The following is a 9,805-nucleotide window of genomic DNA, read 5'->3' on the forward strand; positions in this document are numbered from 1 at the left end:
GGCGGTCTGAAGATTCGCCCACTGCAGGACATCAATGCCCGCTGGACGATGGGGCGGCTGAGTCTGGGCTTTGGCAAATTACTCGCGCCGGACGAAGTGGGATTATGGGTTCATGGTTCTCAAACCACGCTCGCCTCCGAAATCGCAGCCAGGAGTGGCCTGATCGGACAACGCTCGATCGCCACTTCTCCCGAAAACGTCGGCGGTACCCCGTGTTTCCACCACTCCCGACTCGTGATCGGGCAGCGGCTCATCTGAGCTCAGCAGCAAACCGACGATGTCTCGCCAACGCGGTGCGACGGAATGCATGATTCGTAGACTTACCAGTCGTCTCATCCACCAGACGGGCGGAACAAGAAATCCTCCACTTCACCAATGCCAGAAATGCCGCCCGTGCCAGCGCGAGCAGAGTAAACCACGTCGATGACTGGCTCCTCACCTGCAGAATCAACCCACCTGCCCCTCAAGCACTTTCTTCAAGGACTGCAGATCGGCGTCGACCATGTCGGCATCTCTGGCAAACTGCTCGTCGGACATGCCGGGCTGTTGGAACAGTGTGAACATCACTTCGCTGCCGCCACCATTGTCGACCACACGCATCGGATTGACGACGGCTTGACCGTCCGGCAATGTGACCATGTGATCCATGATTCCCGCTTCATTGCGAGGAACAAAACGAATCTGCACCCAGCCCGTCGGTGTCTCCATTTCCCAATACTCCCCTGACTTCCTGACCGACAGGCAGAACGACGTCACCCAGCGGGGAAGATTCTCAGGATTCGCGGCGAACTCGTAGACGGCGTCCACGGGTCGGTGAATCGAGCAACGGATAATCCGGCAGTTCATCAGGGGGCACCTCGTTCCGATTCCTTCACGGCCAATTCAGCCAGCACCTCAGCCAGCACCACGGCTCACGCCTTCAGCAGCGACGAACGACTCACCACCGAAATGAACCTTGGCCCGATCGTGGCACAGCTTACTCTACCGCCAGGCTTTTTCCGTGAGATACGCGACGACGGCTTCCGCCCCGAGGCGAAAGCCCCGTCCGGAGTTCCTGCGGCGCGACGTGATCTCTGTGGTCAATCCGTCCCTTTCCGGCGCTCCCGATCCCCCGAAAATCCATAGCCGCGATGACTGACAAGGGCAACCTGTTCGGCCTGCCGAACTCACTGAATCCATCCACGGACTCTGTTGAAACTCCTTGCATTGGGCTTACAGAAATGGCATAGTCAAAGACCATTCGCAATCTGGTTGTCGGTCGTTCTGGCGGGCGAACCTGCAGGCGAACTCACATCACTGGATTGTTGTCTCAAGGTTAACATTATGCGTTCCAACCGCTTTTCGGTTTGGCATCAGGGCCTGTGCCTGATTGTCTCGTCCGGCTTGATTGGCTGCGGATCAGGAAACAACACCGCGCCAACGACCTCTGTTGGTCCTGCCAACACCGCCCCCGTTGCAGGAGCGGTCCCCGGAATGCCCGGTGCTCCTGGAATGCCGGGAGCGGGACATGCTCCACCCGGAATGCCCGGCATGGGTCACGCCCCTCCGGGTGGGCCGTCGATGGCAGGGGGACCTCCGCAAGGTGGAGCTGGTAACCCAGCCATGATGGCTCAGATGGCCGGAAACGCAGCCCCCAACCCCGCTCAGGCGGCGGCTCATATGGCGAATCGTCCCGGCGGACCTGCGGCTGGTCCCAGTGGGGGTCCCTCAGCCATACCCGGTGTCGGAAGCGCTCCTGGATTGCCCGCCGGTGCCGCAGCGACCGTCCCCCCCGGTGCACCAGGTGCTTCGGGTGCTCCCGTGGGATACACTGGAAACCGCCCCGGACCTGGAGGACACGCCCCACCAGGAGGCCCCTCTGCAGGAGCGGTTCCCGGAATGCCACCCGGTGCTGCTGGCGCCCCCGTCGGCTACACAGGAAACATGCCAGGTCGCCCCGGCCCAGGGGGACATGCTCCCCCAGGTGCACCCGCCGCTGCCACCACTCCCGGGCTCCCCCCCGGCGCCGCAGCCACCGCTCCCGCCGGTGCTGCCGTTGGTTATGCAGGAGCCGGCCCTGGTGGCGCAGCTTCACTTCCGGGTGCTGGGCATGCACCTCCCGGCGCCGGTGCCGCCGTCGGGATGCCCCCCGGAGCCGGACCTGCGGGCGCAGCCGGATTCGCCGGTGCACGGGGTCCTGCGGGTGCCCCAGGAATGATACCGGGCGGAGCCGGACCGGCCGGAGCCATGCCCGGTGGTGCAGGTGGTGCCGGAGGTTCAGGAAGCAGTTTCCCGGAAGGAAGCATCGACGACACACTCCAGCGATTCTGCATGGCACTCGTGGACGGTGATACCGCCGCCGCGGGCGAATACGTCAGCTCGAAAGCGACCGGGATGGTTAGTCAACTGCGGGACGGAAACCTCTCTGAAGAGAAAATCGAAGAGATTTCCGACGCACTGAACCCGCTCAGTGACCTGCAGCCGAACGCCAAGCAGAAGAACAATAAGCGAGTGCTGCGAAACAAGAAGAATCAGGTCCTTTCCTTTACTCTCAAAAAGGACAAAGACGACGAGACCTACCGGATCGTCGAATTCTCGGTCAGCAAACCGAAGAAGTAACGTCCGGTGCTGACGTAAAGTCATTTGCCAGTCTTCTCAAGTTGCCCCCGGCCCAACCCCGGGGGCAACTTCGCGCGCCCTTAACCGATCTCAATCACGGTTAAGTGGCAGGCGCGACTGGCACTATGTACACTCCGCGCCAATCTGCGATCCGCCGAATTGGCGGCTCCGCAGGCGAACCACCCAGGGATTGGCTGGTCGACGAAATCGCGGTCCGCAGCTCGCCACATGCGGTCAGTCACCGCGGCCCACGATCCGCCACTCTCTTTTGTATCTAAACAAGGATGTTCCATGCTCACGGTTCTGTTGCTGACAATTTCCAATGTGTTCATGACCTTTGCCTGGTATGGGCACCTGAAACACAAGGAATCACCGATCTTCGTAGCGATCATCGTCAGTTGGCTGATTGCCTTCTTCGAGTACTGTTTTCAGGTCCCCGCCAACCGCTGGGGTTCGTCACAGTTCACTCCTGTGCAACTGAAGATCATGCAGGAAGTCATCACCCTGGTCGTCTTCAGCATCTTCGCCGTCACCTATCTGAACCAGAAACTCGGCTGGAACCATCTCGTCGCGTTTCTGCTGATCGTCGGAGCCGTCTTCTTCGTGAGGATGGACAAAGTGACTACAGAAGATCCCTCGAGCACGCTTCAAGCTGCGAAGATCGAACCACCGCACGAGTCCCCCTGAGCCCGCTCACGGCTGTCGTTGCGGAAAGAGCATGTCTCGTTCGCCAACACCACTTTTCTGCCAGAGACGGGTTATCGGGACCGCACCGTCCCCACCGTCGCTCAGCGGGTCAGAAAGATGATCCCGTGGAGTTTTTCCGATGCCCGATCGCTGCACGCTGGGTCAAGTAGCCACAGCGGACCAAGGAACCTTCCAACGCGCCAATCGCCAGTGTTGCAAATTGTGTCCCCTCATGAAGTCGAGTCACTGCATCACGATTTGAGATTGAAACAAATCGGAAATATGACCGACGTCAAAATTGGCACCGAAGGGACGCATTGGTAGGATTTCATACGATGATGGATCGGTGCGGGTGTCCAGGTGGCTGGCGCGGACGGGTCGCGTCACCGAATGGGCCTGTCCTGTGGGAATCCCCTTCGGTGGGACACGATGCGCGACGGAAAGACGTGTAACACCTGCACTGCGGACGTGGCGTATTAAAGCAAGGGTTACGAGTCTGGATCCTGTTTGATCGCACGCCACCTGACTTAGCTTCGGACTCATACTCAGCGGGGCCGCTCATGTTACTGCCGATGATTCTGCTTTCTTTGATTGGATCGGGCGACTGGCCGAAATTCCGCGGTCCCAATGCGGACGCTCACGTCGTCGGGATGACGGTCCCGCTCGAATGGTCTGACACAAAGAACGTCGAATGGAAATCGGATCTGCCCGGCTTGGGATGGTCCTCCCCTGTCATCGTGGACGGCAGGATTTACCTGACGACGGCAGTGGTGAAAGACCCGGACATGTCGCTGCGCACGATGGCCATTGATGCCGCAAATGGAAAAGTGATCTGGGATCAGGAAGTCCGATCCGTGCCTCAAATCCCCTCCATTCATGTGAAGAACAGCCACGCCAGTCCCACACCAATCGTGCACGAAGGATCGGTCTTCGTCCATTTCGGTAACTACGGGATGGCCAGACTGAAAGCGGCCGATGGAACGATCGAATGGACCTGTTTCGACATCGATTACAACCCTGTCCACGGTTCCGGGGGCACACCTGTCCTTTGCCGTGGAAAGCTCGTTGTCTCGTGTGACGGCAGCAAGGACCCCTTCGTCATCGGGGTGGACGCGAACACCGGAAAGATCGCGTGGAAGACCCCCCGATCCACGTTCGGAAGTCCGTCTCACTCCTTCGGAACATCTACCGTCGCCGAAGTGAATGGGAAGCCCCAGGTGCTTTCTCCCGGTCCAGGAATGTTCGCGGCGTACGACCCTGACACAGGTGCCGAATTATGGAAGGTCGTGACCTCCGGCTGGTCCATCGTGCCCCAGCCCGCCCTCGGCTTCGGGATGGTGTTCTACAACCATGACTACGATCATCCGGAAGTCCTCGCTGTGAAACTCGGCGGCAAGGGGGACGTCACCGACAAGAGTATCGTCTGGCGGATGAAGCCGGGCGCCCCCAGCACCCCGTCCCCTCTACTCGTCGGTGAGGAACTTTACACCGTCTCGGACCGAGGCGTCGCCACCTGCGTCAACGCGAAAACGGGGGAACGCTACTGGACGGGTCGCTTGGGAGGAAACTATTCGTCTTCACCGGTCTACGTGAACGACCGGATTCTGTTCATGGACGAAGACGGGACCGCCACCTGGGTCAAGCGCGGAACGGAGTTCGAAGTCCTCGGCCAGAACACAGTCCCCGGTCGGACGTTCGCAACCCCCGCCTTTTCAAAGGGGGCCATGTATCTTCGAACAGATACAGCGCTTTATAAGATCGCTGAGAAGTAAAACCGGCCCTTAAACAATCCACCACCTGCTCCGTCGATGGGATCAACGGGAATCAACACACATGAACCCCATCACGGTCTCAGAAAACGAATAAGAACTCGTTGGAATTCAGAATCGCTCGGCAGAATGATTCCAGGCCATGTTGCTGAATGAGCTCGATGGAGTCAGCCAGTTCTTCGCTGGAAGGTTCCCGCTGGTAGGCCAGCAGAAACGCCTGCCTGACCTGTGCGGTCGGGTCCTTGCTCATCTCGTTGGCTAACCGGTTCGAAAACTGCCGGGCCTGCTGAATGGCGAATCGGCTGTTCAGCAGGTTCAGCGCCTGCAGTGCCGTGATGGAAGAAGTCCGTTTCGGTGCGATCTGACCGGCATCGGGACAGTCGAACTGTCCAAAAACTTCATCGAGCTGCATTCGCGGCTTCGACTGGTAGACCATTCTTCGCCACTCCGCCGGACCGAATTCCTGCTTCGTGTTGTAGACTTTGACGTAATTGGTATTGGCCTCGAACAGGTCAAACCCCGGACCAAACATGCGGTCGTCCAGATTACCGGCCGCCGCCAGAATCGCATCCCGCAGTGGTTCGGCTTCCAGTCGCCGCGGCGGATACCGCCACAGCAACCGGGTCGCGGCATCCGCCTGCAACCCTTCCGGACGCGCATGGCTCGATTGCCGGTAGGTCGACGAGGTCAACATCTGTCGATGAATCCGCTTCGGCGACGCCATTACCCGGGCCTCGCTGGCCATCCAGTCCAGTAACTGCGGGTGCGACGGAGACGTTCCGTTTCTCCCGAAATCGCTGGGGGTCTGCACCAGCCCCTGCCCGAAGTGGTACTGCCAGAGTCTGTTGACCATCACACGCGTCGTTAACGGATGATCCGGATCATTGATCCAGTTCGCCAGAGCCCGTCGACGTTCCGGACTCGTTGCCTCTTCATTGAGTTGCCATTTTGTACCGAATGAGGCGAGACCGGCAGGCTGCATCCGTTCCTTGGGCTGCATGGGATCACCTCGATGCAGCCGGTAGATCGGTTCTGGCGTTGTGAATTGACCAGCATAGACGATCGGTCGAGCCGACAACTTCTGCAACCGGCTGCGGAGCGATTCCCCCTGCACTTCCAGCTTGCGAGCCAACTGAAACTCGGCCTCACTTAACGCGGGGTTGACATGCACCTTACCCGCGCCGTTGTCCTCCGGTATTCGGTCTTCCGATGAGGCGACCAGTTGCAGCGAGTCTCGCTCCATCCCGGCTTCGATCCGGTACTTCGACGGGATTCGGTCCTGAAACTGTCCATTCTCGGGCCGATCACGGCTCCATACGATCCGGTCGATGACGACCGGTTCCGGAAACTCCAACATGACCCAGCCTCGCCCCGGTTCATTAGAAATCCAACTGGCCGAGTTCCCGTAGCGACCGTCGTTCACGTTGGCCAACCGGTGAATGTCGTAACCGGGCAGGCTTGATGAGGCGGTCGCAATTGTCCCGACGCTCGCCAGCGCGACATTATTCGGACCTGTCTGAGAACCGTTATCGGCTTCAAACACCTCAAGCTCGTCCAGACACGGCTCGCCACCGGTCGTGGCTTCGATCGTCAATTTTACGAACCGGGACCGGATGGGAGGAAAGCGTTCGGTATTGGCTCGTCGCTGCACCGCAGACCGCAACCGAGGCAACGAGGAATGAACGAGCGGACTGTCTGTCATCGCTCGCTGAAAACAGACAACATCGGCCGTGACGTACGCCGATCCTTCCCCGCCGCGCAGCACCACGCGCGCCGTCGGAGTGAATTCATGGACCCCAGCGTCATAGAGTCCACTCCAAAGGGGCTGACTCTGTTCGCCCCCAGTTCCATCGGCAAACTTCCGCTGATCGACGCGGGCAATCTCGGTCTGATCGTCCTTTGTCCCGAGATCTCCGTCCAGATCAAGCACGTACATGACATCAGCGGCGTGCGTGTTCCATCCACAACCCCAGGACAACCAGAGACGCCATCGCCCACTCAGCCCGGGGTTCCACGTGAAGACATCCCGATTAGCGACCTGGTTCCAGTACGAATAACTGCGACCGAGATTCGGATACCGCTGCGTGTCACCCGAATCGCTTAATTCACCGCGCGCCTTTCCTGCCCGGTAAGGCTCGGAACCAATCGGCGGGACGAGGACCGTGACGCTGGCGCCGGAACCCGTCGCGACGGCCAGATCATCCAGCAGCAGTGTGGAAACGGCTTCATGAGGGAACGACTGCTTGCCCTGCAATCGTGCAGAGTCGTCTCCGATAAAAGCCAGCGGCTCAAACTGTCCGAGCTGGCGATCGAGATTCGCGAGTTCGCCACGAAGTTCCTCGATCAGTGGCTGCGGGTCCTCAAAACCGGGTGGAGTGTAGGGACGATTACCGTGGACCACACCGGCAAACACCCCCTTCATCGCATGGTAGTCACTGTGCGAGATCGGATCGAATTTGTGATTGTGACAGCGGGCACAACCGACCGTCAGTCCGAAAAAGGCACTGCCGGTCGTGCTGACCATATCGTGCAGTTCGTCAGCTCGCTGCTGAGCAGTCAGGGTCGGGTCCGGGCTCTTCACCTGATCCCACGCCCCCGCCACCAGGAAGCCGGTCGCTTCATGAATCCCGACCGTGTCACCCGCCAGTTGCTCGAACAGAAATTGATCGAACGGCTTATCTTCGTTGAACGCACGAATGACGTAGTCACGGTAGGGCCAGGCAGCGGGACGGGGCTGATTCGTTTCAAACCCGTTACTTTCGGCGAACTTGACTGTGTCGAGCCAGTGTCGGGCCCAGCGTTCCCCAAAATGGGGCGACGCCAGCAACCGGTCAATCAAACGTTCGAACGCGTCAGGACTCTGATCGCCAACAAAGTCCATCACCTCTGCAGGAGTCGGAGGCAGCCCGGTGATATCGAACGTGGCACGTCGAATGAACGTGATGCGGTCAGTATCAGGTGAAGGCTTCAGCCCGGGAGTGACGCTCTCAGACGGCGTGAGCGGGACCTGTTCCAGCTTCTGTGCGATGAACGCATCAACGGGACTTCGTGTCCAGTCCCTGTTCCCCGGAGCGACTTCCGGAATCTCAGGACGCACGACCGGCTGAAAGGACCAGTGAGGAGCGCTTTCCTGCTTTTTCCCCGGCTCATCAGGCCATTTGGCTCCCTGATCAATCCAGGCCCGCAGCAGGCTGACCTCATCCCGCGAGAGAGCCCGCTCCCCTTCCGGGGGCATTTCCATTCCTTCAACAGCCCCGGCGGTGAAGCGGACAAGGGGGCTCGCAGCACCGTCACCGGGGATGATCGCGGGAGCGAAACTTTCCCCCCCTTTCAGGGCCGCTCCCTTGTCGTCCAGCCGAAAGTCGCCCCGTTGCCGGTTCTCGCCATGACACTTCAGGCAATGCTCTTTGAACAGCGGCTGGATGTCTTTGACGAAATCGACGTCCCGCTTCACGGCGGGGGGAATCTTCGCGTTGTCCTCTCCCCGGACGCTGTTCCAGGGCAACAGCAGGACCAGCGCGACCGGGAAGGTTCGCACCAGTATTCGTCGCACGTCGAGCGTGGCTTCTGCCGCACAGGGTTTGAATTTCAGATTCCGAACGCTCTTACTCTTCATTTCACCACCTCGAGACACGTCTCAGCGGATTGACTCCAGCCAGTTCAACATCTGTAGAGTCGTCTGTTGCCAGTCCGATTCGAAAAACAATTCGTGAATGTGATCAGGTAACAGGAGCAGTTGTTTGGGTTGGGACCGAGCGCGTTCAAACCACTTCGCCAATGCCTCTGGATCCGTGGTCCGATCGTTCCCCCCCTGCAGTGCCAGCAAGGGAAGGGAAACCCTGGCTGCATCCCGAATCGCTGCGTCCTTCGCCTTCTGCATAGCAAAAAACCAGCCCGCCGTCACGGTCTTATTGATCAAAGGATCGCTTCGACGCGCGGCAGCGAACTCAGAATCCGTTGTCATATTGGCGGGATCGATGCCATTGGAAAAGCGCAGCGTGGGCAGGAACCGGACGACCGCGCGCCCCAACAGCTTTGCGACGGGATTCACTCGCAACTTCAACCCCAGCAACGGCGACGAAAGAACCAGGGATGCAGGGGCCACCTTGCCCGTCTGAACGGCCCTCACCACGACCAGCCCACCCATGCTGTGCCCCAGCAGTGTGGGGGGTGATGCGGTAAGCCCCAGTCTTTCCCAGATCAAGACGATGTCATCGACATACTGATCAAAACTGGCAACATGAGTCCGTGTGCCGCCGGAACCGCCGTGACCCCGCAGGTCCGCCACGATCATGCTCCACCCCTGCTCGGTCAGACATTTGGCAACATGCTCATGCCGCCCCCCATGCTCGCCGAGACCGTGCACCCAGTAAAGCACACGCCGGGGATCACGCTGGTCGGGAAGATAACTTCGAACAAAAAGCTCAACGGCATCTGTCGCCGTCACGACCTGCGTCTCCAGTCGCATCCATTTCCTTTCAATGTCGCCCCATCACAGACTCACGTCTTTCGAGGGACAAGGTCTTCACAAGTCGTCGCCAGATCTGAAACCGTAAATCATCCCCCACAGCCGGTCACTTTCACCCCGGTCGATGACCTCGATCGGCATCAATCCGTCAAAGGCGGAATTCGGCGTCTGCAGCCAGTCTCCCAGAGAGTCGGATTCTATGACCTTCGACAGGGCGTTGGTCAATCGAGTCAGCTCCGTCAGCCGTCGAGAGACGACACTGGTCGGCAGACCTCCCTGCTCT

Annotated in this window: 8 protein-coding genes; 4 read left to right on the forward strand and 4 right to left on the reverse strand. The window is 59.5% G+C overall.

Features of this window, described 5'->3' with window-relative positions:
* On the forward strand, positions 1-258 hold a 258-nt coding region (locus tag VGE80_RS02255), incomplete at its 5' end, for a hypothetical protein (RefSeq protein ID WP_440591523.1).
* 189 nt (positions 259-447) lie between these two features.
* Here VGE80_RS02255 and VGE80_RS02260 read toward each other — a convergent pair.
* Positions 448-846: an SRPBCC family protein gene (locus VGE80_RS02260; protein WP_373649048.1), complete on the reverse strand. Its 399-nt coding sequence runs from the start codon at positions 844-846 to the stop codon at positions 448-450.
* 477 nt (positions 847-1,323) lie between these two features.
* Here VGE80_RS02260 and VGE80_RS02265 point away from each other — a divergent pair, with 477 nt between their 5' ends.
* The 3 genes from VGE80_RS02265 to VGE80_RS02275 all read left to right on the forward strand — a co-directional run bounded on the left by VGE80_RS02265 (position 1,324) and on the right by VGE80_RS02275 (position 5,057).
* The gene (locus VGE80_RS02265; RefSeq protein WP_440591524.1) at positions 1,324-2,598 is read left to right on the forward strand and encodes a hypothetical protein; all 1,275 of its coding nucleotides are present in this window, start codon (positions 1,324-1,326) and stop codon (positions 2,596-2,598) included.
* 291 nt (positions 2,599-2,889) lie between these two features.
* Complete coding sequence (locus VGE80_RS02270; RefSeq protein WP_440591525.1) at positions 2,890-3,285, forward strand: DMT family protein; 396 nt, start codon at positions 2,890-2,892, stop codon at positions 3,283-3,285.
* A 572-nt stretch (positions 3,286-3,857) separates the two neighbouring features.
* Positions 3,858-5,057 carry an outer membrane protein assembly factor BamB family protein gene (locus VGE80_RS02275; protein ID WP_440591526.1) on the forward strand — a complete coding sequence of 400 codons (1,200 nt, stop codon included), beginning with the start codon at positions 3,858-3,860 and terminating at the stop codon, positions 5,055-5,057.
* 79 nt (positions 5,058-5,136) lie between these two features.
* On the opposite strand, the gene VGE80_RS02280 is transcribed toward VGE80_RS02275, so the two are convergent.
* The 3 genes from VGE80_RS02280 to VGE80_RS02290 form a co-directional block, all read right to left on the reverse strand.
* Positions 5,137-8,670: a PSD1 and planctomycete cytochrome C domain-containing protein gene (locus tag VGE80_RS02280; RefSeq protein WP_440591527.1), complete on the reverse strand. Its 3,534-nt coding sequence runs from the start codon at positions 8,668-8,670 to the stop codon at positions 5,137-5,139.
* 21 nt (positions 8,671-8,691) lie between these two features.
* A complete protein-coding gene (locus VGE80_RS02285; protein ID WP_440591528.1) occupies positions 8,692-9,522 on the reverse strand; it encodes a lysophospholipase in 831 nt (276 codons plus the stop codon).
* 57 nt (positions 9,523-9,579) lie between these two features.
* Positions 9,580-9,805 (reverse strand): antitoxin Xre/MbcA/ParS toxin-binding domain-containing protein (locus VGE80_RS02290; protein WP_440591529.1); only part of this gene is annotated, 226 nt, incomplete at its 5' end.

It is taken from the genome of Schlesneria sp. (genome assembly GCF_036405755.1).
Lineage (GTDB): Bacteria > Planctomycetota > Planctomycetia > Planctomycetales > Planctomycetaceae > Schlesneria > Schlesneria sphaerica.

What these genes read in the sequence shown, in the direction of transcription:
- VGE80_RS02285 (WP_440591528.1), bottom strand. Translation starts at nt 9,522, where the DNA reads ATGCGACTGGAGACGCAGGTCGTGACGGCGACAGATGCCGTTGAGCTT.
- VGE80_RS02265 (WP_440591524.1), top strand. Translation starts at nt 1,324, where the DNA reads ATGCGTTCCAACCGCTTTTCGGTTTGGCATCAGGGCCTGTGCCTGATT.
- VGE80_RS02260 (WP_373649048.1), bottom strand. Translation starts at nt 846, where the DNA reads ATGAACTGCCGGATTATCCGTTGCTCGATTCACCGACCCGTGGACGCC.
- VGE80_RS02275 (WP_440591526.1), top strand. Translation starts at nt 3,858, where the DNA reads ATGATTCTGCTTTCTTTGATTGGATCGGGCGACTGGCCGAAATTCCGC.
- VGE80_RS02270 (WP_440591525.1), top strand. Translation starts at nt 2,890, where the DNA reads ATGCTCACGGTTCTGTTGCTGACAATTTCCAATGTGTTCATGACCTTT.
- VGE80_RS02280 (WP_440591527.1), bottom strand. Translation starts at nt 8,670, where the DNA reads ATGAAGAGTAAGAGCGTTCGGAATCTGAAATTCAAACCCTGTGCGGCA.